23 protein-coding genes are annotated in these 25824 nt (G+C 60.4%); 18 read left to right on the forward strand and 5 right to left on the reverse strand.

What is annotated here, in order from left to right; translation table 11 throughout:
* Window positions 1–107: 107 nt before the first annotated feature.
* The 18 genes from FHT86_RS15885 (at window position 108) to FHT86_RS15970 (ending at window position 16433) form a co-directional block, all read left to right on the forward strand.
* Window positions 108–881 carry a GntR family transcriptional regulator gene (locus tag FHT86_RS15885; RefSeq protein WP_133707745.1) on the forward strand — a complete coding sequence of 258 codons (774 nt, stop codon included), beginning with the start codon at window positions 108–110 and terminating at the stop codon, window positions 879–881.
* On the forward strand, window positions 878–1801 hold the full coding sequence (locus FHT86_RS15890) for a carbohydrate kinase family protein (RefSeq protein WP_133707746.1): 924 nt from the start codon (window positions 878–880) through the stop codon (window positions 1799–1801). Before FHT86_RS15885 ends, FHT86_RS15890 begins: the two co-directional genes overlap by 4 nt.
* Window positions 1798–2646, forward strand: coding sequence for a BtpA/SgcQ family protein (locus FHT86_RS15895; RefSeq protein ID WP_133707747.1), 849 nt, complete (start codon window positions 1798–1800; stop codon window positions 2644–2646). The genes FHT86_RS15890 and FHT86_RS15895 overlap by 4 nt, the downstream gene beginning before the upstream one ends.
* Window positions 2643–3362 (forward strand): hypothetical protein, encoded by a 720-nt coding sequence (locus tag FHT86_RS15900; RefSeq protein ID WP_133707748.1) that lies wholly within the window; start codon window positions 2643–2645, stop codon window positions 3360–3362. Before FHT86_RS15895 ends, FHT86_RS15900 begins: the two co-directional genes overlap by 4 nt.
* A 9-nt stretch (window positions 3363–3371) precedes the next feature.
* On the forward strand, window positions 3372–3680 hold the full coding sequence (locus FHT86_RS15905) for a hypothetical protein (protein WP_133707749.1): 309 nt from the start codon (window positions 3372–3374) through the stop codon (window positions 3678–3680).
* The gene (locus tag FHT86_RS15910) at window positions 3677–4447 is read left to right on the forward strand and encodes an ATP-binding cassette domain-containing protein (RefSeq protein ID WP_133707750.1); all 771 of its coding nucleotides are present in this window, start codon (window positions 3677–3679) and stop codon (window positions 4445–4447) included. The genes FHT86_RS15905 and FHT86_RS15910 overlap by 4 nt, the downstream gene beginning before the upstream one ends.
* Complete coding sequence (locus FHT86_RS15915) at window positions 4444–5493, forward strand: ABC transporter permease (protein WP_208116661.1); 1050 nt, start codon at window positions 4444–4446, stop codon at window positions 5491–5493. Before FHT86_RS15910 ends, FHT86_RS15915 begins: the two co-directional genes overlap by 4 nt.
* 37 nt (window positions 5494–5530) lie before the next feature.
* Window positions 5531–6478, forward strand: coding sequence for an ABC transporter substrate-binding protein (locus tag FHT86_RS15920; protein WP_133707751.1), 948 nt, complete (start codon window positions 5531–5533; stop codon window positions 6476–6478).
* 180 nt (window positions 6479–6658) lie between these two features.
* Entirely contained in the window at window positions 6659–7393 is a 735-nt protein-coding gene (locus FHT86_RS15925; protein ID WP_166656833.1) for a GntR family transcriptional regulator, read from the forward strand.
* A 209-nt stretch (window positions 7394–7602) separates the two neighbouring features.
* Window positions 7603–9120, forward strand: coding sequence for an ABC transporter substrate-binding protein (locus FHT86_RS15930; RefSeq protein WP_133707753.1), 1518 nt, complete (start codon window positions 7603–7605; stop codon window positions 9118–9120).
* Window positions 9121–9227: 107 nt separating this feature from the next.
* Window positions 9228–10085: a BtpA/SgcQ family protein gene (locus FHT86_RS15935; RefSeq protein WP_133707754.1), complete on the forward strand. Its 858-nt coding sequence runs from the start codon at window positions 9228–9230 to the stop codon at window positions 10083–10085.
* Between the two features lie 7 nt (window positions 10086–10092).
* Complete coding sequence (locus tag FHT86_RS15940; protein ID WP_133707755.1) at window positions 10093–11001, forward strand: PfkB family carbohydrate kinase; 909 nt, start codon at window positions 10093–10095, stop codon at window positions 10999–11001.
* A gap of 1 nt (window position 11002) precedes the next feature.
* Window positions 11003–11995, forward strand: a complete 993-nt coding sequence (locus FHT86_RS15945; RefSeq protein ID WP_133707756.1) for an ABC transporter ATP-binding protein — start codon at window positions 11003–11005, stop codon at window positions 11993–11995.
* Window positions 11992–13077, forward strand: coding sequence for an ABC transporter ATP-binding protein (locus tag FHT86_RS15950; RefSeq protein WP_133707757.1), 1086 nt, complete (start codon window positions 11992–11994; stop codon window positions 13075–13077). Before FHT86_RS15945 ends, FHT86_RS15950 begins: the two co-directional genes overlap by 4 nt.
* Window positions 13074–14018: an ABC transporter permease gene (locus FHT86_RS15955; protein ID WP_133707758.1), complete on the forward strand. Its 945-nt coding sequence runs from the start codon at window positions 13074–13076 to the stop codon at window positions 14016–14018. Before FHT86_RS15950 ends, FHT86_RS15955 begins: the two co-directional genes overlap by 4 nt.
* On the forward strand, window positions 14015–14857 hold the full coding sequence (locus tag FHT86_RS15960; RefSeq protein WP_133707759.1) for an ABC transporter permease: 843 nt from the start codon (window positions 14015–14017) through the stop codon (window positions 14855–14857). The genes FHT86_RS15955 and FHT86_RS15960 overlap by 4 nt, the downstream gene beginning before the upstream one ends.
* Window positions 14858–14874: 17 nt before the next feature.
* Complete coding sequence (locus tag FHT86_RS15965) at window positions 14875–15648, forward strand: glutamine amidotransferase (RefSeq protein WP_133707760.1); 774 nt, start codon at window positions 14875–14877, stop codon at window positions 15646–15648.
* A gap of 491 nt (window positions 15649–16139) precedes the next feature.
* A complete protein-coding gene (locus tag FHT86_RS15970) occupies window positions 16140–16433 on the forward strand; it encodes a DUF6916 family protein (RefSeq protein ID WP_133707761.1) in 294 nt (97 codons plus the stop codon).
* Here FHT86_RS15970 and FHT86_RS15975 read toward each other — a convergent pair.
* From FHT86_RS15975 to FHT86_RS15995, 5 genes are all read right to left on the reverse strand, one after another.
* Window positions 16426–17004: a GNAT family N-acetyltransferase gene (locus FHT86_RS15975; RefSeq protein ID WP_133707762.1), complete on the reverse strand. Its 579-nt coding sequence runs from the start codon at window positions 17002–17004 to the stop codon at window positions 16426–16428. The two genes, FHT86_RS15970 and FHT86_RS15975, sit on opposite strands and share 8 nt — an antisense overlap.
* Before the next feature lie 5 nt (window positions 17005–17009).
* Window positions 17010–17603, reverse strand: coding sequence for a phage tail protein (locus FHT86_RS15980; protein ID WP_208116662.1), 594 nt, complete (start codon window positions 17601–17603; stop codon window positions 17010–17012).
* Complete coding sequence (locus FHT86_RS15985) at window positions 17573–18103, reverse strand: phage tail protein (RefSeq protein ID WP_133707764.1); 531 nt, start codon at window positions 18101–18103, stop codon at window positions 17573–17575. Before FHT86_RS15985 ends, FHT86_RS15980 begins: the two co-directional genes overlap by 31 nt.
* Window positions 18104–18140: 37 nt before the next feature.
* Window positions 18141–18671, reverse strand: coding sequence for a phage tail protein (locus FHT86_RS15990; RefSeq protein ID WP_133707765.1), 531 nt, complete (start codon window positions 18669–18671; stop codon window positions 18141–18143).
* Between the two features lie 295 nt (window positions 18672–18966).
* On the reverse strand, window positions 18967–25125 hold the full coding sequence (locus FHT86_RS15995; RefSeq protein ID WP_133707766.1) for a putative Ig domain-containing protein: 6159 nt from the start codon (window positions 25123–25125) through the stop codon (window positions 18967–18969).
* Window positions 25126–25824: the final 699 nt, after the last annotated feature.

The raw sequence follows: 25824 nt of genomic DNA on the forward strand, positions 1-25824 counted from the left end.
TGTTGGGCGCTCAGCTTACGGCGGGTCAGCCCGATATCGAGTGCAATTAGGTCCTCACGATTGGCTGCCAAGCGACACCGATCGAGAAAATACACTTGACACCTGTCATGACATTTGATTGTCATGACAATATGTGGAACGACAACGAACTTTCTCCCGGGCCGCTACCCCTCTGGTGGCAAATCTCAGATCGCCTTCGGCGCGCTATCGAGCATGGCGAGTTCAAGGCAGGAGATGTCCTGCCGTCGGAGGCCCAGTTGAACGAGGCGTTCGGCGTCAGCCGGACAACGGCACGAGCGGCTCTGGACCGGCTGGAGCAGGAGGGTCTGATCCTGCGTCGGGCTGGAAAAGGGTCCGTCGTTCTCGATCCGAAAGTCGAACAGCCGCTGAGCCGTCTTTCGAGCTTTGCGGAGGACATGCGACAGCGTGGCTTGAGTGCCAGCTATGCGACTTATCGTGTCGCGATGGATGCCGCACCTTCCGAGGTCGCCTCAGCATTAAACATCGAAGAGGGCCGCAAGGCCGTCCATATTACGCGATTGTTGAAGGCGGACGGTCTCCCGATGGGCATGTCTCATTCGTGGATCAATCCGGACATTCTCGGTAGTGCCGCAGTTCCCAATGCCACGGACCTTGATAACCGATCGCTTTACGACTGGCTCGAAACAAATCTCGCCGCGCGCATCGTCGCCGGAACTGAGATGATCGAGGCTGCCGTCACCGATCCGCGCCTTTCGCAGCAGCTCGATGTGCCTCTCGGTTCGGCGGTGCTCGTCGCACGCCGGCGCTCGCATGGACAGGACCAGCGCCCGATCGAATATGCCGTCGTCTACTACCGCGCTGATCGTTATCGCTTTACCATCGATTTGGTGCGCGAATGAGTAAGATCGCGCTGTTTGTAGGGGATGTGAGCCTGGACCTGACGATGGTTGCGGATCACCTGCCCGCACCCGATGAAAAGGTTCACGTCGATCACGCGTCCGAGGCGCCGGGAGGCGTTGTCGCAAACGCCGCTGTGGCTTGCGCGCGTACAGGCGCTTCCGTCAAGGCCTTGTTGCAGATGGGGGACGACGCGGCCGCCGATGTCGCCGCAACCGGATTGCGAGAACGAGGTGTCGATGTGGAGTTCGACACCGTGCCTGGGCGAACCTGCCGTGTTGTGGTTATCATCGAGCCGCACGGCGAGAAGCGGCTGCTGCTCGATCCAGGCGTCTCGATGTATCCTGGGCATGCTGCGATAGAGCGCGTGGATCTTGCCGACATCGGCTGGGTTCACACGGCAGTCTATGGTGATGCCGCCCGGCTGCTTGTGGAAAAATGCCGCCATGCCGGTGTTTCATGGTCGCTGGATCTGGAACCGGCATCGTTCCCCTCCGGCATTCAGACGCTGGTGGAGATGATCGACGGCGCTTCCGTCATTTTCTGCAATGACCGGGCAGCAGCGGCAATTGGGGGCGATCCCGTCGCCATGCTGCTCGCTCTCGGTGCAAAGGCCGTCATTCGGACCTTGGGGCCAATCGGCGCACAATTCAACGCCGCCGACCAGATATTCGACGTTTCCGCCCCAAAGCTTGCGAGTGTCATCGATACCACAGGCGCCGGTGATTGCCTGGCGGGCTGGTTCATCGGCGAAACCATCGCCGGCCTGACGGCGGAAGCTGCTCTGAAGGCGGCCGTGGTTGCTGCGACGCTCAGCTGCCAGGCACTTGGCGCACAGGATTCCTACCCAAACCAAACTGAAGTGGCAGCCGTCCTAAACCAAGGATTACCGGTGCCCAAAACCAAAAATGAGGAAGCATGACCGCCCCCAAGGTATTGCCCGACAAGGGAAACACGCTCGAAAAACTTTTCCCGGTGAAAAAGCCGGTGATTGGCGTCATCCACCTGAAACCGCTTCCCGGCGCCCCTCGCTATGACGGCCAGGATGTGCGGGAAATCTATGCTGCCGCAGTCGAGGATGCCCGCACGCTGGCAAGCGGCGGCATTGACGGTATAATTGTCGAGAATGCCAGCGATCTGCCCTTTGCACGGCCGGACGATATCGGCCCAGAAACGGTTGCGGCGCTGACGGCGGCCTGCCTCGAGGTCCGCTCCGCAGTTGACGTGCCGATCGGCATCACCTGTGTTGCCAACGGCGCGATCCCGGCCCTCGCCATTGCCAAAGCCGTAGGCGCGCGCTGGGTGCGCGTCAATCAGTGGGTCAATGCCTATGTTGCCAATGAAGGTTTCCTGAACGGCCCGGCGCCGGCAGCCATGCGCTACCGCTCTATGATAGGCGCGCGCGATGTGGCGATCTTTGCCGACGTTCACGTAAAGTTTGGCGCGCATGCCATCACGGCCGACCGGAGCATCGCCGAACAGGCGACCGATGCGGAATGGTTCGATGCCGATGTGCTCATTGCGACCGGCACACGCACCGGCTCGCCGACCGAACCCCGCGAAGTCGAAGAGGTTCGCGCCGGCACCAACCTGCCGATCGTCGTCGGTTCGGGCCTCGCGCCGGAGCAGGTGCCTGACCTCTTCAAGGTCGCTGACGGCGCCATCGTCGGCCAGTGGCTGAAAAAAGACGGCCGCTGGTGGAACCCGGTCGATCCGCATCGCGTCGAAACGCTGATGAATGCCGTTTCAAAAATGAGGACCAAATGACCCTTCTGACAGGTGAAACCGATGTCTTTTCGTCTGCGGGAACATCCGAGCGTTGCGTCGTGATGTTCCTGGCAAAACGCGAGGGCGGCGTGTCGGATATTTTCGGCGCGAAGGAACAGGCTGCGATCGCCGCCGTGCTCGACGAACTCAAGAAAGAGGGCTGGCTGCTGTCCATCCGTTCGATGTTCGATCCGGCGGCAAACAACCAGGCGGCAGCGCTCGATACCGGCTTCACCCACTCTGTCGATGTTGCCGGTGTCTTCGAGGCGCCGACGATTTCCGCGGCTATTGAAGGAACGGTGCGGCTGGAGAGGGCCGGATGGGCGCGGCTGTTTGCGACCGAATGGCTGATCGGGCCGCGTGAGTTCGCGCCCGTCAAAGGCACCGGCGGCGAGATCGAGCGTCCGTGGGGCTTCCTGGCACTCTGGGAATGGAACGATGCCTGGTCGGCCGCCACCCCAGAGCAGCGTGCTGAATATGACCTGGAATGCGATATCGCCTTCAAGGGCGACCTGGCGCTCGACATCAATATCGCCGGCCGTCACCGCCTGGACTGGGCACATGGCTGGCATCATCTCGGCGCCTGGGAGGCGGTCTCGCCAGAGGCGATCGATCAAGCCATCACCGGCCACGAAGATGTTGCCGATTTCATCTTCACCACCTCGCGCCACTTCATGGGTCGCGTCCGTCCGCTTCACGAGCTCATTGCAGCATAAGGTTTCGCCATGTCCGAAAGCATCTGGATTCACTATTCGCGCCCGCGGCCCCATTGGTACAGGTTGACCGCCGAGCAGCAGGCTGAAAAGAAGGCAGGCTGGGCGTTGGTCGAAAAGGCATCGATCGACGCCGGCGCCACCCGCGTCGGCAGCTACCACGTTCGCGGCCAGCACGATTTCCAGACCGTCGACATCTGGCAATTTGCAAGCCCCGAGGCCGCCTTCGATCACTGGGCGCGGCTGACGTCGGCGGGCTACAACGAGCTCTTCGCCTTCTCCAACAATGTCGGCATCGCCCTGGAGGAAGGCCACTCATGACGGTACCGCTTCTGGCAGCATCGGATATTCACAAGCGCTTCGGCCATGCTCATGTGCTGAAAGGCATCGATTTCGCCGTTTATCCAGCGGAAATCTGTGCCCTGATCGGCGACAACGGCGCCGGCAAGTCGACGCTGGTGAAGATATTGTCGGGAGCGGAAAAGCCGACCAAGGGAGAGCTCAGCATTGCTGGCAAGCGCGTCTCTTTCTCCTCTCCGGGGCAGGCTCAGCAGCACGGTATCGCCACCGTCTACCAGGACTTGGCGCTGGCGCCCGAACTGACACCTTCCGATAACCTGTTTCTCGGTAGCGAAATGCTCCGGCCCGGCCTGCTCGGACGGTTTGGCATTCTGGATCGCGCGGAAATGCGCCGCCGTGCGGCCGAGCAATTCGCCCGGCTCGGCGTGAAGCTGCGCTCCGCCAAAGTCCCGGTTTCATCGCTGTCGGGCGGTCAGAGGCAGTCGGTTGCCATAGCGCGTGCGGCGATGTGGGCCGACAAGGTGATCTTCATGGACGAGCCGACGGCGGCGCTCGGCGTTGTCCAGACGGAGCGTGTGCTGGAACTCATCCGGCAGGTCAAGAATGCTGGAATTTCCGTGGTGTTGATCAGTCACAATATGCCGCAGGTGCTTGAGATCGCCGACCGCATCGTCGTGCTGCGCCTCGGGCAGAACGTGGCGGAATTCAAGGCCGGAGAGGCAAGTGTCGAAAGCCTTGTCGCCGCCATGACCAGCGGCGTAGCAAAGTCAGGGAAGGACGCCCAATGAGCGTTGCAGCGGAAAAGGACGGTCTCCCCGAGGCTGAGATGGAAACGGCGCGGGAGCGTGTAGCACGGATCCTTGGCGGCGGATGGATATTCCTGTTGCTTATCGCGCTGGTCGTCATCTTCTCGGTGCTGCGTCCAGCACAGTTCAGCTCTTCCTACAATCTCTCCCAGCTCGCGATCAACGCGGCCATTTTGCTGGTCCTGTCGATTGGCCAGACCTACGTCATTATTGCCGCCGGCATCGACCTGTCGATCGGCGCCGTGCTGGTCTTCTGCTCGGTTGTTTCGGCAAAAGCGATGCTGTGGTTATCGGGCGATCCCGGCAGCACCTTTGGCACAACGGATGCGGGCTGGGGGATCATCGCGATCGGAACCTTGGTTTCGCTGGCCGCCGGCGGGATTTGGGGTGCCATCAACGGCTGGCTTGTCTCTTTCGCGCGGATTCCTGCGCTGATCGTCACGCTTGGAACGCTCGGCATGTCGCTCGGCTTCGCGCAGATCATTACCGGCGGCATCGATGTCCGCGCCATGCCGGAGCTGCTGGTTTCCGAAATCGGCGGCGGTTCCATCCTCGGCATCCCCAGCCTCGTGTTTATTGCCATCGTCGCGACCGTGATCGCCGCCATCGTGCTACATTTGACGCGCTTCGGCCTGCGCATCTTCGCGATCGGCTCGAATGCCGAGGCTGCGCGCCGATCGGGGATCAATATCAAGGCGCAGCTTATCCGGATCTACATGATCTCGGGCATGCTGGCTGGCCTTGCGGCGGTGATGTCGAATGCCCGCTTCTCGACGACGACCATCGGCGGGCATGCCATGGACAACCTGACGACCATCTCCGCCGTCGTCCTTGGCGGCACCAGCCTCTTCGGCGGTCTTGGCAGTATCGCCGGCACGGTCATCGGCGTCTTCATTCCGATCATCCTACTCAACGGCTTCGTTATCCTCGGCATCCCACCCTTTTGGCAGACAGTTGCCATGGGCGCTGTCCTGATCTTCGCCGTATGGGTCGACCAGCTCAAACGCCGCGCACAAGAACGCGGCTGAGAAAATACCAGAGAAAAACCAACCAGAGGAACAGACAATGAAAACGAGAACGCTTCTTTCCGCCATTTCCATTCTGCCGCTCCTAGTCGCCGCGGAGGCCCATGCTCAGTCCGGCGGCAACGTCGCGCTGGTGCTCGGTGTGAAGGGCAGCCCCTTCTATCAGGCACTGCAATGCGGCGCGCAGGCAAAGGCCAAGGAACTCGGCCTTACCCTGACGGTGTCCGCTCCGGATCAGTTTGCTGCCGACAGCCAGATCCCGGTCGTCAATGCCGTGACCGCCACCAAGCCTGCCGTTGCCGCCATCGTGCCGACCGACACGCAGGCGCTGGTCGCGCCGATGAAGCAGCTCTCCGACATGGGCACAAAGGTCGTCACCGTCGATCAGACGATCAACGATACATCCTTTGTCCAAACACAGATCCTGACGGACAACGAGGCCGGCGGCAAAATGGCCGCGACGGACATGAACGACCTGCTCGGCGGCAAGGGCAAGGTTCTCGTCATCACCCAGCCGCCGGGTTCTGCAGCACAGGATGCCCGCGTCACCGGCTTCGAAGAGCAGATCAAGAGCTATGCCGGCATCGAATATCTTGGGCCGCAGTATCAGAGCGATGACCCGCAGAAGGCTGCGGAAATCGTCACCTCGGCGCTGTCGGCGCATCCAGATCTTGCCGGCATCTTCTCCACCAACGATCAAGGTGCCATCGGCGCCATTACCGGCCTCAAGCAGGCGGGTGTGGCCGGCAAGATCAAGGTCATCGCCTATGATGCCGCAACGGCCGAGGTCAACGCGTTCAAGAACGGCCAGATCCATGCGTTGATTGCCCAGGATCCGAAGCAGGAAGGCGAGGTCGCCATGGAAGTGGCAGCCAAGCTGATCAAGGGTGAAACCCTGCCGAAGACGACGATGACCGACATCGTCAGCATCAAGGCTGGCGATACGGCAACGGCCGAGAAGTATGAATACAAGGCCGACTGCATGTAGGATCGATCGCCCTAAGGCTTCGATTTGAGGTGGCCGTTCCGATATCGGAGCGGCCACATGCGTTTGGAAATCAGCCCTGGCTCGATGAGGATTAATTTTCAGGCAACGAAATTTATGCCCAGAAAATAGCTTGATTTAAATGTCATGACGTTATACTCTTTTCTCATGAGATGGGATGACGTGAATTTGGATGAAGGCCCGTTGCCGATGTGGTCGCAGATCGCGGACCGCCTGCGCAGGGCAATTGAGGATGGCACCTTCAAGCCGGGCGACGCGCTGCCCGGCGAAGCCGAGATCAACAAGCGCTTCGGCGTCAGCCGCAGCACTTCGCGCGCTGCCCTCGATCATCTCGAGACCGAGGGCCTGATCAAGCGCCGTTCCGGCCTTGGCTCAATCGTGATCGAGCCGCGCGTGGAGCGCTCCTTGAACAGATTGTCGTCGTTCTCGGAAGACATGCGATTACGCGGATTGAAGCCGACGTACCGGACAAAGTCGATCAGGCTGGCCCCGGCCGGTCCGACAGTGGCGACGGAACTGAAGATCGAATCTAATGCCAATGTGGTTGAAATCGACCGCGTTCTCCTGGCGGACGGCACGCCGATGGCGACCTCGATGACTTATCTTCTGCCGTCGCTCTTCGATGCGTCGGGCATGCCGAGCATTGATGAGCTGGATCGCGGCTCGCTCTACACGTGGCTTCGCAACGCCGGCGTTTTCTTTGCGGGGGGCGACGAGCGTATCGAAGGCGCGCTTGCCGATGCGCAGACCGCGCGCGACCTCGGCGTCAGGCAGCCGGCTGCCGTGCTTGTCTGTCACAGGACATCCTGGGCGGCCGGCAAGCAGCCCGTCGAGCATGTTGTCCTGCACTACCTTGCCGATCGCTATAGCTTCCATGTGAAGCTGGCGCAGCAATGACGGCGTTCCGCCGTTCGACCAGATAATGCCTCACGGCGGATTGTCGTGAGTTAAGCCGGCAGGTGGCTTTCGACTGTAAGCCGCACCTGACGGATCCGACCAGTGTGAATACGTCCTGTCGCGGTGGGAGCAATCCTGCCGAGGGAGCGTTGTGCCGAAAATTTGTCAATAAGAATAAAGCAAAAAACAACCAGAGAAGGAACAAGCAATTGAAAAAGTTCAGAGCTTCGCTCTTTGCCTTAACCGCATTATGCCTTCCGCTTCTGCCGCTTGCTGCGTCCGCCGAGACTGCGCCGCAAAAGGGTGGGACGCTGAATATTGGTGTCGTCTCGGATCCGGTCACGCTCGACCCCGCATTCTTCGCCTCCTATTTCGAGCTTTATGCTCAGTACCTCGTCTATGAGCCGCTGCTGACGATGACGCCCGATTTGAAGGTCGTTCCCGGTATCGCGAGCTACAGGCAGGTGGATGACCTCACCTACAGTTTCGACATAAAGCCAGGCGTCACCTTCCAGGACGGGACACCCTACGACGCAGCGGCGGCGAAATTCAATCTCGACCGCATGCTTGACCCGAAGGTCGGTTCGCCGCGCCGAGGCGATCTCGGCCCGGTATCCTCGGTCGATGTCACGGGACCGTTGAGCTTCACCGTCAAATTCACCCAGCCCTACGCGCAGTTTCCGCTGGTCATGACCAATCGCGCCGGTCTGTTCGCCTCGCCGACGGCATTGCAGAAGCTTGGGGCTGATTTCGCCGCCAAGGGTGTCGGAGCGGGGCCGTTCAAGGTTGATAGCTGGACCAAGAACGGCCAGCTCGTGCTTTCGGCCTTCGACGGCTACTTCAAGGGCAAGCCGCCGCTCGACAAGATCGTCATCAGGCCGCTGCCGGACGAGACGCTACGCACGGCAAGTCTGAAGAGCGGCGATGTGCAACTGACCGATACCGTTCCGCCACAGAGCATCGCATCGGCCAAGGCCGGCGGCGGCGTCGATGTTGCCGATCTCGCCGGTCTCGGATTCAATGCCTTCTCGCTCAACACCACCCGCGCGCCATTCAATGACAAGAAAGTTCGCCAGGCGCTGATGTATTCCGTCGACAGGGATGTCGTGAACAAGGTCGCCTTCTTCAATACCGGGGCTCCTTCCTATGGACCGATCCCGCCACCGGTGAGCTGGGCCTTCGATCCAAGTTTCAAGCCTTACAAGCGCGATATTGCCAAGGCCAAGCAGCTGCTCGCCGAGGCCGGTCATGCCGATGGCGTGGCTTTCTCAATCACGGTCGTGGCCTCGCCGCTGCAGCTTCGCATCGCCCAGATCATCCAGGCTCAGGCTCAGGAAGCCGGCTTCAAGGTCTCGGTCAAACAGGTCGATGCCACCAGCCTGATCACCGTGTTGCAGAAGCGTGACTTCGATATCTGTTACTCCCCCTGGAGCGGCAGGCCGGATCCGGACGGCAACATGTTCAATTACTTCACCAAGACCGGGCAGAACAATTTTGCCGGCTACGACAGTGGTGAGGTCGATGACCTGTTGCGCAAGGCACGAGCCAGTTCCAGTCAGAACGATCGTGCAAAAATGTACCGGCAGGCACAGCAGATGATTTCCGATGATGCGCCGATGCTGTTCCTGCACTTTGACTCGACGCTGCAAGGCGCATCGAAGAAACTTCATTGGACACCCTATCCGGACAATGCATTCCGCCTCGGCGACGCCTGGCTGGAGCATTGATTTCAAGGGTGGGGCAAGACCGCACATCAAGAACCGTCGCCGCGTCGCGCTTCATCGCGTCGCGACGGCACAAGAAGAACAGATAAGCTTTCAAAAGGGCAGACATCATGAGCGAAACACCACGGGCAAAGGCCGTATTCCGTCAGAAGCCGAATGCGATCGAACAGATTTTCGGCCGGCGCAAGGCGATCATCGCCGTCATCCACTCTCTTCCGCTTCCTGGCTCGCCGGACTATGACGGGCAGCCAATGGACGAGATCGTTGATTTCGCCATCGCCGAAGCCGGACGTTACCGAGACGGCGGCGCCGACGGCTTGATCGTCGAAAACCACGGCGATATCCCCTTTGCCAAGCCAGATCGTCTCGGCCCGGAGACCGCGGCCTGCATGGCGGTCATGACCGATGCCGTACGTCGCCAGAGCGGTCTGCCCGTTGGCGTCAACGTTCTCGCCAATGGTGCCGTTCAGGCGCTCGCCGTCGCCAAGGCGGCTGGTGCCGCCTTCGTGCGTGTCAACCAGTGGTCCAATGCCTATGTCGCCAATGAAGGCCTGATGGACGGTCCGGCAGGCGAGGCTATGCGGTATCGCGCCTGGCTGCGCGCCAAATCGGTGCGCGTTTTTGCCGACGTCCATGTGAAGCACGGCGCCCACGCCATAACAGGCGACCGCACCATTCAGGAGCTGGCGCGCGACAACGAGTTCTTCGATGCCGATGCGGCGATTGCGACCGGTCAGCGCACGGGTGACTCCGCCACGATGGAAGAACTGCAGACGATCGCTGCAGGCACTGCGCTTCCCGTCATCGTCGGCTCCGGCGTTACCCCGGACAATATCGGCGATATCTTCACGGTTGCCGATGCCGTGATCGTCGCAAGCTATCTGAAGCGTGACGGCGTGTGGTGGAATCCGGTTGATCCCGAGCGCATGAACATCTTCATGCAGGCCGTGAACAAAGCCAGGAGCTGATAGCGTCATGGCTCGCGTCCTCGTTCTCGGCAATGCCGGCCTTGATATCAGCCTCGCCGTCCCGCGCTTGCCCGAGCGCGGCGAGACCCTGCTTGGCGACGGTGTCAGTCAAGCGCCGGGCGGCAAGGGACTCAATCAAGCCGTGACCGCCGCTAGAACGGGTATCCTGACGCGATTCCATGCTCCGGTTGGGCGGGATGCGCAGGCAGAAGAAATCCGGTCGGCGCTTTCGGTCGAGGCGTCGCTTGAGTTCGATCCAGCTCCCCTGGATCACCCCAGCGATTTCTCCCTGCTGATGGTGATGCCGGATGGCGAAAACAGCATTGTCAGCGGCGGTCCCTGTGCGACGTCGTTTTCTGCTTCCGCAGCGACAGACTTCGCCGTCACTGCGGAAGCCGGCGATGTTATCGTCCTTCAAGGAAACCTTACACAGGAAGCAACGCTTGCAGCCCTCAAGGCTGCTTCGGATCGCGGCGTCACGACGCTGCTCAATCCGGCGCCGCTATGGTGGGAGGTAGGACCGCTTCTGCCCTTCTCGACGATTGTCGTCGCGAACAGGGGCGAGGCCGAGGCGATTACAGGTGTGGCCGATCCCGCGAACGCGGCTGCCGCGCTTCGGCAACAAGGCGTGTCGATCGCTATCATTACCCTCGGAGCGGAGGGCTGCCTGGTGCGGCAGGGCACGACGATTGCGCACTACCGGGCGATGCCGGTCGATGTGAAGGACACCACCGGCTGCGGCGATACATTCTGCGGCGTTCTCGCCGCAGCATTGACGATCGGTCGCACGATCGACAATGCGATCGATCTGGCCCAACGGGCGGCGGCGATCACGGCAACACGGGCGGGCGCCTACGCCGCCTTGCCGAGCAGGCAGGAACTCGCGGCCATTTTCTCGGGAAATGAAAGGCATTGAGATGACGATTGATGTCGCCAACCCGCTTCTCGATATCGGGGCCATGTCGGTGGCCCTCGGGCCGGCCGGGCGCCGCGTGACCGTCGTCGACAGGCTGTCGGTTACGATCGACCGCGGTCGAATCCTTTGTGTCGTCGGTGAATCGGGCTCGGGCAAGAGCGTTTTTGCCATGTCGCTGATGCGGCTCATCTCCGAAGATATCTGCGTGATCTCCGCGGATCACGCCAGATTGGAAGGGGAAGAGCTGACGGATCTCAGTGAGCGCGACATGCTGCGCCTGCGCGGCGGCAAGATGGCCATGATCTTTCAAGAGCCGATGACAAGCCTCAATCCGGTCTTCACGATCGGCGACCAGATCGCCGAAGCCGTCAGGCTTCATCAAGGCCTCTCGTCTCAGGCGGGGCGACAAAAGGCGCTGGCGGCACTTAAACAGGTTCACATTCCCGCGGCAGAACGGCGGCTCGATACCTATCCGCACGAACTGTCCGGCGGAATGCGCCAGCGCGTGATGATCGCCATGGCGCTTGCCTGCGAGCCATCACTGCTGATTGCCGACGAGCCGACGACGGCGTTGGACGTGACCATTCAAGCGCAGATCCTCGCTTTGCTGGCAGAGCTGCGCGACCGTACCGGTATGGGCATCCTGTTCATCACCCACAATCTCGGTGTCGTCGCCGAAATCGCCGATGACGTCGCGGTCATGTATGCCGGCCGGATCGTCGAGCGGGCGCCGGCCGCCACGCTTTTTGCCGATGCCCAGCATCCCTACACGCTGGCTCTTCTCGCAGCGATGCCGCATCTCGACGGACATGCCGAACGGCTGGAGCCAATTCCGGGGCGTATGCCCCCGCCCTGGGAGGCAACGGCGGGCTGTCGTTTCGCGCCGCGCTGTCCCTTCGCCGACGCGGTCTGCTCAGAGCAGCCGCCCTTACGCGCCGTCGGTGATCGCCATGATGTCGCCTGCTGGCGCGCGCCGGTGGAGGGCCTTGCATGAGTAAGCCGCTTCTCATTGCAAACGATCTCGTCAAATCCTTTCCCGTTTCGGGTGGCGGAAACCAGGCACGTTTTCGCGCAGTCGATGGTGTCAGCCTCAGCGTCGACCGCGGCAAGACGCTCGCGGTCGTGGGCGAATCCGGCTGCGGCAAAAGCACTGTCGGCAGCCTGCTTCTTCGTCTTCAGGATGCCGATTCAGGCCATATCCTGCTGGACGGGGAGGATGCATTGGCGCTCGACCGCGCCGGTCTTCGTCGCTTTCGCCGTCGCGTGCAGGTGGTGTTTCAGGACCCTTTTGCGTCGCTCGATCCGCGCGAGCGCATCCGCGATGTGCTGGTCCGGCCGATGCTGCTGCATGGGCTCTGTGACCGGGCGACTGCCTTGAAGCGTGCGGCGGAGCTGATGGACGCGGTCGGTCTGTCGGCAACCCAGCTCGAGCGCTTTCCGCATCAGTTCAGCGGTGGCCAGCGGCAGCGCATTGCAATCGCGCGGGCACTTTCAGTGCAACCGGATCTGATTATCTGCGACGAGCCGGTGTCGGCACTCGACGTTTCGGTTCAGGCGCAAGTCGTCAATCTGCTGCAGGATCTGCAGCGCGATACCGGTGTCGCCTTCATCTTCATTTCTCATGATCTGGCCGTCGTGCGGCATCTCGCCCATGACGTGGCGGTCATGTATGCGGGCAGGGTGGTCGAGCGGGCCGTAACAACGGAGCTGTTCGGCAATCCATACCATCCGTATACGCGCGCTCTGCTTGCGGCAGCGCCACGGATCGATGTAGGTGCCAAGGGGCACGCGCTTCTCGCCGGCGAGCCGCCGGATCCGGCAAATCCCGCTCCGGGTTGCCGCTTCGCCGGCCGCTGCCCGCATGCCCAGCCCTCGTGCACGGCGGGCGACCAGCCGCCATTGAGCGCGGTTGTGCCGGGGCATCTCTCCGCCTGCCTCTTTGCCAGAGATCTTCCGCCTTTTGCCGAAGCGCAATCGAACGCTGCGCACACGCCGGCGGCGCTTAGAGTCGCGGCCTACCGCCGGGCGCGCGACCGCGAGGCACGGAGCGGTGATGCAGAGGGGCTGCGAACATGAAAATGCTTCTGTCTCGCATCCTGTCCATCATTCCCGTGCTGTTCGGCCTCTGCGTTCTTTCCTTTACACTGCTTGCCATGATCCCCGGCGATCCCGTGACCGCTATGCTCGGGCTGGACGCCGATCCGCAGGCCGCAGCAGCACTAAGGACGAAGTTCGCCCTCGACCAGCCTTTGCCGATCCGCTTCATCTCCTGGTTCGGCCATCTGCTGACCGGCGATCTCGGGCGTTCGATCCAGACCGGACGGCCGGTGCTGAACATGGTGATGACCGCGCTGATACCGACGATGGAGCTTGGTCTTGTGGCATTGATCGTGTCGTTGCTCATTGCCATTCCCGCCGGCGTCATCTCGGCATCAAAGCGCAACAGCATTGCCGACTACAGCGTTTCGCTGATTTCCTTGGCTGGCCTGTCTCTGCCGAGCTTCTGGCTTGCCATCCTGCTCATACTGTTCCTGTCGATCCGGCTGCAGATATTTCCATCCTCGGGCTACGTCCCCTTTCTTGAGGACCCAGTCGCAGCAATCCAACATATCGCCCTGCCGGGGATCACGCTCGGCGTCGCCATGGCAGCCGCCACGATGCGAATGACCCGTGCGGCGATGCTCGATGTCTTGAATGCGGACTATATCCGCACTGCCCGCGCCAAGGGTCTGCCCCGGCGCGGCGTTATCTGGCGCCATGCTCTGCGCAATGCGCTCATTCCCGTGACCACGCTTGTCGGCTTGCAGCTCGGCCAACTGATGGGTGGTGTCGTCGTCACCGAAACGGTCTTTGCCTGGCCGGGCATTGGCAAGCTGACGGTCGACGCCATTTTCGCCCGGGATTTCCCGGTTGTCCAAGGCGCGATCCTTGCATCCGCTGTCCTGTTCGTGGTCATCAACCTGATAACGGATCTGCTCTATGCGACGCTTGATCCGCGATTGAGGAGGCGCCTATGAGCTCCGCCGCCGCTTCGCCCTCCCTCCTGCGTCGCCTGATCGAGGACAGCCGCAGCGCCATGGGCATGGCCCTGGTCGCCATTCTGGTGGCCGCTGCCATCTTCGGCCCCATGCTGTCTCCTTATGGTCCTGACACGGCGGACTTCCTGGCCACGCTCGCGCCGCCGTCATCCGCACATCTTCTCGGTACCGACGATCTCGGGCGGGACGTGCTGTCCCGCATCCTCGCAGGTGCCCGCGTGTCGCTGCTCGTGGCCGTGGCGAGTGTCGGTTGCGCGCTTGTCGTGGGTGTGCCGATCGGTCTTGTCGCCGGCTATCGAGGCAAAAGAACGGATGCGGTGCTGATGCGCTGCATGGACGTCCTGCTGGCCTTTCCCGGCATTCTTCTGGCATTGGGGATTGCGGCGGCCCTCGGCGCCTCTTTGGTCAATACCATTATCGCGATCGCCGTCATCAATACGCCGACTATCGCACGGGTGGCGCGGGCGCAAGCGATGCTCGTCAGCCGTCTGGACTACGTGAAGGCAAACCGGGCGCTCGGTTTCGGCGACATGACTATCATGCTGCGTTGCGTACTTCCGAACACGCTGTCGCCTGTGCTGGTGCAGGCCTCCCTGATGCTAGCCTCCTCGATCATCACGGAGTCCTATCTTTCGTTCCTCGGCTTGGGGGTTCAGCCGCCGACGCCGACATGGGGCAACATGCTCAAGGATGCAATCAGCTTCATCGACCAGGCAACATGGCTTGCCTGGTTTCCAGGAGCCGCGATCTTCTTGACCGTTCTCGGTTTCAACCTCTTCGGTGATGGCCTGCGGGATCGTCTGGATCCACGCGACTGATTTTTGAAGGAATGACTATGACGAAGAAAAAAGTTCTTCTTGCAGGGGAATCCTGGGTTTCGACCGCCACGCACATCAAGGGCTTCGATCAGTTTCCGACCGTCACCTACCATACCGGTGCAGACGAGCTGCTGTCGGCGTTAAAGGAAAGCGCCTTCGACGTCACCTTCATGCCGTCGCACGAAGCGCAGCGAGATTTCCCGCAAACGATCGAGGCCTTGTCGATCTTTGATGCCGTGGTGCTGTCGGATATCGGCGCCAATACGCTGCTTCTGCATCCCGATACCTGGATCCACTCGAAGACGACGCCGAACCGGCTGCGCCTGTTGCGCGACTATGTCGGCAATGGCGGCGGTCTTCTGATGTTCGGCGGCTATTACAGTTTTCAGGGCATCAATGGCGGCGCACGTTATCGAAAGACGCCTGTCGAAGATGTCCTGCCGGTGACGTGTCTCTCCATCGACGATCGCGTCGAGGTGCCGGAAGGCTTTGCCCCTGTCGTCAGCGGCGAAAGCACACATCCCATCTTGCGTGGTCTTGGAACAGCGTGGCCCGTGCTGCTCGGCTTTAACGAGGTGACGGCGAAGCCGGATGCAACGGTGCTGGCGACCGTCTCATCCGACTACGGCTCCTTGCCCCTGCTGGTGACAGGCACCTACGGAGCGGGTCGCACCGTCGCCTGGACATCGGATGTCGGTCCGCATTGGCTGCCGCCCGAGTTCATCGCCTGGAACGGCTACAAGGCGCTGTTCGAACAGATGCTGTCCTGGGCGGTCGGCGAAGAAGGCTAAATGACCGGCTTAGGGTTCGAACCCTTTCAAGGCGATCATTTTGAGTGGATATTTGGTCAGGTTGACGATGGAAGCGTGAGATCGAGGCAAGGGCATCCGGGGAAAATGGCCTCCTCTGGCTTTAGCAACGGTGCAATCATTCGCAGTTGACGCGCCGCATTGATGACGAAGTCCTAACCATTCTCTTTCAGGGTTGAGCGTGAGAGGGACGGCGGATGTGTAAGCAAGCACGTGAACGACTGGGAGCGTCTTCCGAGAGTTGCCGATATCTTTGGGGAAATGCCTCCGCGGGCTCCTATAGTCGGGGGCCAGTCTTCTGTCGCGCGGGCGAATTTATCTTTAGCGAAACGCAAGAAGTTTTGAACGCATCCTCATGAAAAACAAGTCTTGGGCAGGAACTGCTTGCTTCCCTCTAATCTCTTGATAAACTTCAATTAAAGGCGTAGAGAAATAGCCTCTGCAATTACGGCGCGAACAACATTGGGGGCGGGATGGGGATTGCAACGCTGGATCATTTCACCCGCTGTGTCGGGGAAGGGTTCGAAATCGATATGGGGACAGGGTCGCTTGTTTTTACCCTGACCGAGGCGCGGCCCTTGCCCGAACGGGGCTTCCCAGGAATGACGAGAGCGCCGTTTTCGCTGCTGTTCCGCAGCGGATCAAAGGTTTTACTGCCACAACAGATTTACAAATTGAACAACGCTACACTGGGGATCCTCGATATCTTCCTAGTGCCAGTCGCCAGGGATCAGCACGGCATCATCTATCAGGCTATCTTCAATTGACGCCTGAGCGCCCGTCGGCGGGTTTCGGCATGGCCTCGTATGATAACCATTGCATGCGTATGTGAGTTTCGGTAGCTCCGGCGACCTCAAATCCCGACGCCTGATAGAGCTTCCGCGCACGTCCATTGGCTTTATCGACATGCAGTATGATGCCTGGATTTTGCCCAGCCATTGCCGCCGCCTTTATATCATTCAAAAGTGCCAGTCCTATTCCCCGATTGCGCCATTCGGGCAGCAGACCGATATCGATAATGTGCCAGATATCCGCACTAAGATCGATGTAAAGGCGGCCGATGCGGACGCCTTCCCTTTCAATGATCAGAAAGTCCGTTTGCGGGAACGCGGCGATGTAATAGCGATGCTGGAGATTAAACTGCTGGTTCAAAAAGGCCTGCTTGTCTTGCGGCGGCCACGGCACCCGCGCCAGTTCATCGGCGCGAAACGAATGATAAAGCTGGCGTAAAAACGTCAAGTCATCCAGCCCCGCCGGCCGGAGGGTACATGTTGTGACGAACAGCCTGTTGCCAACCGTTCGCGCAGGGAACTTTGGCAACTGGCCCGTCTGTGTCATGACCGTCAACCGAAGGCTGGAAAGACGCCGGCCAGCGAAATACTGAAGTTGACCGCCAGATAGGGCTGGCGGTTTTCATGCGGTTGGCCGCTGCCTGCAATGCCGATGACGTTCTGTGCAAACTGCGTGTTCGGTTGGGCACTGGGGAGAAACGGACTGCTCGAACTCGGCACGCTCAGGGCGTTGCCTTCGCTTGGCGAAGCGGCGCGCTTGGAGGTGTCGCTTTGACTATAGATGGTCAAAGAATGCGTGTGTGCCGGCATTTCCGCCTGGGTCAGCGTTATGCTGTTGTTGCCAAAAGGCTCCCCGATGGAATGTGCCGTCAAGCCTACCCCCTGACCTTGGTTGCAGCCCGCACGGTTGGTAAAGTTTGGGAGTTGGAATGTGCTGGTGCCGTTACCGCCATACTGGGTGCCAAGCAGGGAAAAAAGTGCCGCGTTCTGTTGGATCGGAAGCGTTGCACCGTTGCAGAATGCCCATTGATAGGGAGGAAAGTTGAAACCGAACAGTTGGATCTCGCCGAGAAAAGGTTGTGTCATAGCAATGTCCTTGTTGGATGATCCGCGGTTCAGCTCTGCGTGGGAAAGATGCCGGCCCATGCGATGCAATACTGCACCGTCAGTGTCGGCATCGTATTGTCATGCATAACAGTCGATCCGCTTATTTGGGTGGACGCTTGCGATGTTTTGATCGCGGTCGCCCCGCTTACATCGGTGGCATACATCGTGTCGCCAGCGATTGCTCCGAGCTCGACCGACGATCCGACCGACTTGGTATTCGCCAAACCATTGGTGGCAAGATACGGATGCGAATGTGGCGGCATTTGCGTGGGCAGAAGCGTGACATTCTCGCTGCCTGCGGCCTGACCAATGACATATGTCGACAGGCCCAGGCCGCTACCCTGGTGTATTGGTACGCGCCCGGAAAGATTGGGCGTCGCAAACGTTGTCTGTCCATCGCCGCCATACGTCGTCCCGATCAGCGTGTACAATGCTTGATATTCGGAAATGGGCAGCAGAGAATTGTCGCAGGGCAGCCACCCGTTTGGCACTCGGGAAAAGCCAAAAAGCCGGATTTCTCCGACATAGGGAGTGCTCATTGTTGATCCTCCGAGCCAATGGGTTGATAGGAGATGGTCAGTTGCGGGACGGAAAAACTCCCGACAGCGCGATGCAATAATTTATCACATCGTAAGGCTGCATATTGTCATGGGGCTGGCCATTGCCGGCTGGCGTTACAGTCTGGTTCGACAACGTAACCTGAGGACCGGAAGAAGGGCCGTAGATATTGGCCGTGTTGGAGCCATAGAGCGCATTGCTAGGATTGCGCAGGGTACCGTTGCTTGTCGTACCGGTCGCTACGTGGGTGTGCTGAGGCAATTGCTGCCCAACCAAAGTTACATTTTCGGCGCCGCCCGTTTCACCAATCTGGTAAGGTGATGGCTGCCAACTGGGATCGACAGATGGTCCAAAACCGACGGCGGTGCGGCTCTGCATATTAGGCAGGGCGAACGTCGTTCTTCCATCGCCGCCGTAATAAGTGCCTAATAATGAAAACAATGCCTGGTTCTGGCTAATGCTAAGGAGTTGGCCGCTGCACAGGGCGAAGCCCTTAGGCGCAAATTGAAACCCCGCAAGCATAATCTGACCGAGAAAAACTTCTGACATACCATACCCCGAATGTTTCTATTTGCCGCCATCATTCGTCAATCAGTGCGCTAGATGCAAGAACAAATTGGGACGACTTTGAGTTTAAAATTTAAGAGCTGTCTCTTACATTTTTTAAATGAAATGAAGAGTTGCCCTCACGGTCTGCGCATGCGTAAGGCTTTCGCTTGCATTGGGATAATGCTCAGAAGAATGTGACCAACCTTGATCGGGCGGCTTGAAGCCATAGATTGCGTGAATTCCCCCAACCGGCTCCCGTCAGGATTGATCGATTGGCGGAATTAAGAGGCATATTCTAAAATTTCTTAGCTGCCGAGACCTTGGCGCCGACGGATTTCTGGCCGTCGCCCTCGATGTTGAAGAGCAGGCTCGTGTCGAGCATCCAGAAGTCCATGGTCTGCATTGCCAGCCCGGCGGTAACGGTACCAAAGGCACCCGATCCGTCAAGCCCGGAGAAGCCGCCGGTGAGGCCGAGTTTAGGTGTCAGCTTCGTGCCGCTCTCGAGCACGAAGGACCGGGCGATTTCGGCACCCAGGCTGACACGGAACTGGTCCTCGTTGAAGCCGTCGATAGTGATGGCATCGCCGGCACCGTTCTTGACGGTGTAGTTATCGACCTTTTCCGAGAAGTAGATCGCCCGCAGTTTTGGCGAGATCGTGGTTTCTTCGTCCAAGTTCCACTGTCCTTCAATGGAAGTATCGCCCATCCACCGCGTCGTGTTGAAATTGCCGTCCCAGAACTGAGTGTCGATAGTGTTGCTGGAACCGCCATAGCGCAGGCTGCTGTTCCAGAACACGCCCTTGCCGAGTTCCAGTGAGGCATAGGGTCCAGCAAGCCAGCCATTGCCCGTCAGCTCAGCATCCTCATCGGTCGGATCTGTCATGCGGTCAAAGTGGAAGGACAGGCCGAGCAACGCCTTGTCGGAGATCAGATAGTCTGCTCCCATGTTGACCATCGCAAAGCTGCCCCATTTGCTGGTGTTGTCGGTCTTATTCTTGTCGTCATGGGCGAGGAAGGCGCCCCCGATCCAGACGTTGAAGGGCGCCGAAGCTGCATCCGCCTCACCGCTGGCCGCCCGCATCTGCGACAGGCTCGTGGAGAAGCCGAGCGTCATGCCCTCCTCGGACGGCATCATGCGCGCGGTGATCGGATCGGTCGCCTTCTGCATCTGCCGACGCTGCAGGAGCCCCGGCACCTCGATCGTATTGGCGATCATGTTCTGCCTGGAACGCACGAAGTCATGGACGAGATTATCGATATCCTCGGCAACCTTGCCGGCGTCATAGCTGACATTATAGGTGACCGTGCCTGTGTTGGAGGCTCCGAGTGCGCTGACGAGCTCGTAGCCGACGCGGACCTGGCCGGAATAGGCCGGGTTCGGCGTATAGTGCAGATACCAGCCGACCGGGGCAGTGACCGGGCCTGCCTGCGCCAGCTGACCCTGGATGATGGTCGCGGTGCCGGCATTGGCGGGCTCCACAAATGCGAGGACCGCGGAGGTGAACGGACCACCGGTCGCACCGCGATTGAGGTAGACGTCGGGAGGCGTCGATCCGGCCGGCACGTTGACAACCATGTCCACGACACCGACGGATCGAGTCTTGACCTTCAGCGTATAGGAGGCTCTTCCAGTTGCGCCGTTGCTGTCGCGGACCTCAATCGCAAAGCTGTAGTCCCCTTCCGTACCGGTTGCCAGCGGGCCGGTCAGCTGGCCGGTCGAGATATTGAGCACCATGCCGTTCGGCAGGCTACCGGAGGCGAGGCTATAGATCTTCGTGCCGGTGCCGCCGGTTGCCGAGATCTGCTGACTGTAGGCCTCGCCCGCCATGGCTTCGGTCAGCGCACCGCCGGCCGGCGAGAAGACGAAGGTTGTCAGCGGTGGTGCAATTGCGATCGTATAGGCGGCCGACGTCGTGGCGCTGTTGGCGTCGGTGACCGTAATGGAGAAGCTATAGTTGCCTGACGCCGTCGGCGTGCCGGTGATCGCACCCGTCGAGTGGTTGAGCGTCAGCCCGGGCGGCGGCGTACCGGTGACGCTATAGCTATAGGGGCTGGTTCCGCCTGAGGCGGTGACTGTCTGGCTGTAGGCGGTGCTGACCGTGCCAGCGGGCAGGGCGCCGCTTGGCGGCGAGAATAAAAGCGTCGGCGGAGTGATCGTCATGGTCACCATTGCGGGCGCAGAGGTGCCGGAGCCATTCGTTGCGGTATAGGTGAAGCTGTCAGAACCGCTATAGCCTGCGGTCGGCGTATAGGTGATAGACGTTCCGGATGCGGTCGCCGTTCCGTGGCCAGCTCCGCTTGCGATCGCAACCGAGGTCGGCGCTCCGCCCGTGATGTTGAGCGTGATCGCATTGTTCGACGAGTTGGCGGTAACGGTTGCTGCAACGCTGCCCGCGACCGGAGGCTGGACGCCGACCGCCAGGCTGTAGGCACGTGAACCAGTGAACGGTCCCGAACCGCCCGAACTATCCGTCGCGGTGATTGTGACGTTGAAAGTGCCCGACACCGTCGGGGTGCCGGAGAGGACGCCGCCCGCCGACAGCGTAAGCCCGTTCGGCAGAGCACCCGCCGTGACCGCGTAGCTGTAAGGGCTGGTGCCGCCCGATGACGTGATGGTCTGACTGTAGGCAGCGGCAACGGTTGCGGCCGGAAGTGTGGCCGGTGCGATCGTGATCGAGGGCGAGCCGATGACCAGGCTATAGGCCTTTGAACCGGTAAATGAGAGACTGTCTGTCGCAGTGATGGTGAAGTTGAAGGTCCCGCCGGCAGTCGGTGTCCCGGAGAGCACGCCGGCCGAGGAAAGTGCCACGCCAGCCGGCAGAGCGCCAGCCGTCAGTGAATAAGTATAGCCGCCGGTACCGCCCGAGGCCGTAAGGGGCTGGCTGTAGGCGGTTCCGGCCGCGCCGGCCGGCAGGGTTGCCGGTGTGATGGTGATCGTCGGTGCGCCGATGCTGATGCTATAGGCCTGTGAGCCGGTAAATGTGAGGCCGTCGGCTGCCTTGACGGTGAAGTTGAAGGTCCCGCCCGTCGTCGGTATCCCGGAAAGTACGCCGCCCGGGGAAAGGGCCACACCCAACGGAAGGCTGCCGGTCAACAGGCTATAGGTATAGGAGCCGGTGCCGCCCGAAGCCGTGAGGGTCTGGCTATAGGCGGTTCCGGCCGTGCCGGCCGGCAGGGTTCCCGGTGCGATGGTGATCGTCGGGGCAGCAATGGTAAGTGTGTAAGCCTGCGAGCCCGTAAAGGGCCCTGTACCCGTGGAGCTGTCGGTCGCGGTGACGGTAAAGTGGAACGGACCTGCTACCGTTGGCGTCCCGGCAAGCACGCCGGCCGAGGAAAGGGTTACGCCAGCCGGAAGAGCGCCAGCCGTCAGTGAATAAGTATAGCCGCCGGTACCGCCCGAGGCCGTAAGGGGCTGGCTGTAGGCGGTTCCGGCCGCGCCGGCCGGCAGGGTTGCCGGTGTGATGGTGATCGTCGGTGCGCCGATGCTGATGCTATAGGCCTGTGAGCCGGTAAATGTGAGGCCGTCGGCTGCCTTGACGGTGAAGTTGAAGGTCCCGCCCATCGTCGGTATCCCGGAAAGTACGCCGCCCGGGGAAAGGGCCACACCCAACGGAAGGCTGCCGGTCAACAGGCTATAGGTATAGGAGCCGGTGCCGCCCGAAGCCGTGAGGGTCTGGCTATAGGCGGTTCCGGCCGTGCCGGCCGGCAGGGTTCCCGGTGCGATGGTGATCGTCGGGGCAGCAATGGTAAGTGTGTAAGCCTGCGAGCCCGTAAAGGGCCCTGTACCCGTGGAGCTGTCGGTCGCGGTGACGGTAAAGTGGAACGGACCTGCTACCGTTGGCGTCCCGGCAAGCACGCCGGCCGAGGAAAGGGTTACGCCAGCCGGAAGGGCGCCAGCCGTCAGTGAATAAGTATAGCCGCCGGTACCGCCCGAGGCCGTAAGGGGCTGGCTGTAGGCGGTTCCGGCCGCGCCGGCCGGCAGGGTTCCCGGTGTGATCGTGATCGTCGGGGCAGCAATGGTAAGTGTGTAAGCCTGCGAGCCCGTAAAGGGCCCTGTACCCGTGGAGCTGTCTGTCGCAGTGATGGTGAAGTTGAAGGTCCCGCCGGCAGTCGGCGTCCCGGAAAGCACGCCGGCCGAGGAAAGGGTTACGCCAGCCGGAAGGGCGCCAGCCGTCAGTGAATAAGTATAGCCGCCGGTACCGCCCGAGGCCGTAAGGGGCTGGCTGTAGGCGGTTCCGGCCGCGCCGGCCGGCAGGGTTGCCGGTGTGATGGTGATCGTCGGTGCGCCGATGCTGATGCTATAGGCCTGTGAGCCGGTAAATGTGAGGCCGTCGGCTGCCTTGACGGTGAAGTTGAAGGTCCCGCCCATCGTCGGTATCCCGGAAAGTACGCCGCCCGGGGAAAGGGCCACACCCAACGGAAGGCTGCCGGTCAACAGGCTATATGTGTACGAGCCGGTGCCGCCCGAAGCCGTGAGAGTTTGGCTATAGGCGGTTCCGGCCGTGCCGGCCGGCAGGGTTCCCGGTGCGATGGTGATCGTCGGGGCAGCAATGGTAAGTGTGTAAGCCTGCGAGCCGGTAAAGGGCCCTGTACCCGTGGAGCTGTCGGTCGCGGTGACGGTAAAGTTGAACGGACCTGCTACCGTTGGCGTCCCGGAAAGCACGCCGGCCGAGGAAAGGATTACGCCAGCCGGAAGAGCGCCAGCCGTCAGTGAATAAGTATAGCCGCCGGTACCGCCCGAGGCCGTAAGAGGCTGGCTAAAGGCCGTCCCTGCCGTTGCGGATGGCAAAGAGGTAGGGCTGACCACGATTGTCGGCGCGGCAACGGTCAAACTGTAAGCCCTCGAACCGGTGAACGGTCCGGTCCCGGTCGAGCTGTCGGTCGCGGTGATGGTAAAGTTGAACGGGCCAGCCGCCGTCGGCGTGCCGGAAAGCGCACCGGTCGTGGGCGACAGGCTCAAACCGGTCGGGAGAGAGCCGGCGGTGATGGTATAGGTGTAGGGGGCGGTGCCGCCCGAGGCCGTGATGGTCTGGCTATAGGCCGTCCCGATAGCGCCAGATGACAGTGTCGAAGGGCCGAGCGAGATTGTGGCTGGGCTGACGGTTATTGTGACCGTTGCCGGCGTGGAAGTGCCGCCGCCATTGGTCGCGGTATAGGTGAAACTATCCGGACCGGCGTAGCTTGCTGTCGGAGTATAGGTGATTGAAGTACCACTGGCCGAAGCGGTTCCATGAGAGGCTTGCGTCGCAACGGCCACCGATGAAGCCGTTCCCCCCGACAGGTTCAGTGTAATCGCATTTGAGCTGCTTCCATGGTTCACTGTTGCGCTGACCGGACCAGCAACAGGCGGAGCTACGTTTTGAACACTCAGATTAAGCGTAACAACATTGAAATAAGGTCCTGGCGATATGCCGTGCAGATTCGGACTGCTATCAGTTACAGCAACCTGAAAACTGAAGTTTCCCTGAGACGTTGGCGTTCCGCTGATCGTACCATTGCTGGCCAATGAAAGTCCCGGAGGAAGGCTTGAGCCGGTATTGAGCGCAAAACTATATGGGGCCAAAGCGCCTGACGCGGAAAGCGTTGCACTGTAAGCAACATTCACACCGGCGGCTGGCGGCCCGGCAACTGCAATATTGTTGGATGGGTTCGGGACTGAGATTGCATAGGACTTGGTGGTTGTTGTCCCACCATTGTCCGTGACGGAAAATGTCGCTGTATTATTACCCGCCTGCGTGGGAGTGCCGCTGATAGTTGATCCGCTGAAGGATAGGCCCGGCGGCAGTGAGCCGCTGGTGAGGGCGAAGGTATAGGGTGCCGTGCCGCCGCTTGCGCCTAGCGTTTGGCTGTAGCTTGTGCCGACTTGCGGGCTGGTTAGCGATGCCGGGGAAACGGTGATGGGGCTTGTGGCTCCCGCAATTGCCACATTTATTGTGAAAGGGTTTGCACTCGCATCTGCCACGACGAAGCTATCGCTGGTGGCTCCATCCCCATTATTTGTATATGTCACTACCCCAGCAACGGAATCGACGCTTACCGAACCATGCTGGGGAGAGGTCGTGTTTGGTCCAGGATATGGGTTGAGGCCAAACGGATCACACTGAATACCGATGTTGATACTAATCGACCCGCCGGAAGCCATCGGGTTCGTCGACGGCGTCGTGTTCGCATCGGGCACATTGAAGGTTGAGCAAGCGGCATAGGCGATGCCTGGGGCCGCGAACGTCAGACCAGTAGAGAACAGAATAACAATCAGCGCTATCTTAAAAAGTGACGTATAAGCATGCGCACCAGCAGGGTTTAATCCTAGAGCTGCTTCTATCGCATGATTTACACGCCGCCCCGTGCAGCACATCCAGCGTTTGACAAGATCGAGTTGCGATGTGCAAGTTTCCGTCCCAGGACAGTGCCCGCATCTTGCAAGTCCGGTACCCAGCCATTCATCGATTTTCATTTGCCCAACCCAAAGATCGAGCGCACACCCGACCAGCAGGAGTTGCTCGCATAATTGCCTGCCCGCACTTCGGCTTACGCCCTCGACTTGATTTCACTACTATCGGAAGTGCTTGCGTGGCAATTTGCTAATCTTGCAATTGCTATGGATTGAGTTTTTGAGGAAATTATTCAATCGAATGTTGTATATTCACCACAGTGCGGGATGAGCGGTATGGCGTTGTTAACCGGCAGAGTCATGACGTTGTCACATTGTCCTCGGCTTAACGGCGGATAGTTGCAATGAGATGCGCGCAACCATTAGTTGCAATATCCCTCTGCGCATCGAGAAGGTGCTCGCCGCCATCGCGGGCTGGAAAGCTCTAATTTGAGAATGTCCTTGATCTTTCCCGGATACACCTCGTTTCACCATCGAGCGCACACCATGACAAGCGCCGTACTGGTGAGAGGTAGACCGATAGAATTTGGCGCTGGGATTGGGACCATAGCGGGCGTTGAGGTCGCAGGTTGCCTCGGCATGCCTAGGCTCGCGGGTGGCAATTGCCTCTGGGCGTCGACAAGATTGGCGTGTGTGCCGGTGTAGCCTTCCCCCGGATGTGCAGTCATGCGGCCAGGCGCGCTGACGCATAGTGATCCCGGGGGAAACATACGCCATTCTGGCGAGGCCGAGATTGATGCCGTCCGCTAGGATCGCGGTGAA

The sequence above is a fragment of the Rhizobium sp. BK313 genome, assembly GCF_014193655.1.
GTDB lineage: Bacteria > Pseudomonadota > Alphaproteobacteria > Rhizobiales > Rhizobiaceae > Rhizobium.

Coding starts and splice junctions, on each gene's coding strand:
- FHT86_RS15885 (WP_133707745.1), top strand. CDS start 108: ATGACATTTGATTGTCATGACAATATGTGGAACGACAACGAACTTTCT.
- FHT86_RS15890 (WP_133707746.1), top strand. CDS start 878: ATGAGTAAGATCGCGCTGTTTGTAGGGGATGTGAGCCTGGACCTGACG.
- FHT86_RS15895 (WP_133707747.1), top strand. CDS start 1,798: ATGACCGCCCCCAAGGTATTGCCCGACAAGGGAAACACGCTCGAAAAA.
- FHT86_RS15900 (WP_133707748.1), top strand. CDS start 2,643: ATGACCCTTCTGACAGGTGAAACCGATGTCTTTTCGTCTGCGGGAACA.
- FHT86_RS15905 (WP_133707749.1), top strand. CDS start 3,372: ATGTCCGAAAGCATCTGGATTCACTATTCGCGCCCGCGGCCCCATTGG.
- FHT86_RS15910 (WP_133707750.1), top strand. CDS start 3,677: ATGACGGTACCGCTTCTGGCAGCATCGGATATTCACAAGCGCTTCGGC.
- FHT86_RS15915 (WP_208116661.1), top strand. CDS start 4,444: ATGAGCGTTGCAGCGGAAAAGGACGGTCTCCCCGAGGCTGAGATGGAA.
- FHT86_RS15920 (WP_133707751.1), top strand. CDS start 5,531: ATGAAAACGAGAACGCTTCTTTCCGCCATTTCCATTCTGCCGCTCCTA.
- FHT86_RS15935 (WP_133707754.1), top strand. CDS start 9,228: ATGAGCGAAACACCACGGGCAAAGGCCGTATTCCGTCAGAAGCCGAAT.
- FHT86_RS15940 (WP_133707755.1), top strand. CDS start 10,093: ATGGCTCGCGTCCTCGTTCTCGGCAATGCCGGCCTTGATATCAGCCTC.
- FHT86_RS15945 (WP_133707756.1), top strand. CDS start 11,003: ATGACGATTGATGTCGCCAACCCGCTTCTCGATATCGGGGCCATGTCG.
- FHT86_RS15950 (WP_133707757.1), top strand. CDS start 11,992: ATGAGTAAGCCGCTTCTCATTGCAAACGATCTCGTCAAATCCTTTCCC.
- FHT86_RS15955 (WP_133707758.1), top strand. CDS start 13,074: ATGAAAATGCTTCTGTCTCGCATCCTGTCCATCATTCCCGTGCTGTTC.
- FHT86_RS15960 (WP_133707759.1), top strand. CDS start 14,015: ATGAGCTCCGCCGCCGCTTCGCCCTCCCTCCTGCGTCGCCTGATCGAG.
- FHT86_RS15965 (WP_133707760.1), top strand. CDS start 14,875: ATGACGAAGAAAAAAGTTCTTCTTGCAGGGGAATCCTGGGTTTCGACC.
- FHT86_RS15970 (WP_133707761.1), top strand. CDS start 16,140: ATGGGGATTGCAACGCTGGATCATTTCACCCGCTGTGTCGGGGAAGGG.
- FHT86_RS15975 (WP_133707762.1), bottom strand. CDS start 17,004: ATGACACAGACGGGCCAGTTGCCAAAGTTCCCTGCGCGAACGGTTGGC.
- FHT86_RS15980 (WP_208116662.1), bottom strand. CDS start 17,603: ATGGGCCGGCATCTTTCCCACGCAGAGCTGAACCGCGGATCATCCAAC.
- FHT86_RS15985 (WP_133707764.1), bottom strand. CDS start 18,103: ATGAGCACTCCCTATGTCGGAGAAATCCGGCTTTTTGGCTTTTCCCGA.
- FHT86_RS15990 (WP_133707765.1), bottom strand. CDS start 18,671: ATGTCAGAAGTTTTTCTCGGTCAGATTATGCTTGCGGGGTTTCAATTT.
- FHT86_RS15995 (WP_133707766.1), bottom strand. CDS start 25,125: ATGAAAATCGATGAATGGCTGGGTACCGGACTTGCAAGATGCGGGCAC.